This is a genomic window from Photorhabdus sp. RM96S, assembly GCF_042879335.1.
GTDB lineage: Bacteria > Pseudomonadota > Gammaproteobacteria > Enterobacterales > Enterobacteriaceae > Photorhabdus > Photorhabdus kayaii.
In genome coordinates this window covers 1-400 of record NZ_JBHFKT010000202.1, presented here as the reverse complement: position 1 = coordinate 400, position 400 = coordinate 1, and the positions used below count along the sequence as shown (strand labels likewise).

1 pseudogene is annotated in these 400 nt (G+C 50.0%); it reads right to left on the bottom strand.

The window, feature by feature from the left end:
• A pseudogene (locus tag ACGF49_RS24975) lies at nucleotides 1–400 on the bottom strand (VRR-NUC domain-containing protein); the annotation flags it as partial.

The following is a 400-nucleotide window of genomic DNA, read 5'->3' as shown; positions in this document are numbered from 1 at the left end:
CACACTCGCCAATATTGCCAGGACGGCGGCTAACGCGGCGGCGCTTACCGCAGCAGCGGCAGCTAAAATTTCCACCAGTGCAATCAATGCAGCAGCGACGGCAAGGGTGACAAGGATAACAACGGCAACACCGGCAATAATCACCACCACTTCCAGCATGCCTTCCCCTACTTCTTTTAATATTTGCATCCAGCTAATATTTTTTAGCTCTTCCAGAGTGATATCTGAACCCTGTTGCACCGTCTGCCACCGGGCTTTTATCTCACTCTCCGTCCAGGTCACGATTTTTCCCGTTTGTTCATTAACCCAGGAAAAAGCGTAGCTGACCTGATGGCTTATCGGGTCAATAATCTCTTTACACACCCACTTGCCGGCTTGATTGAACCATGCTCCAAACTGA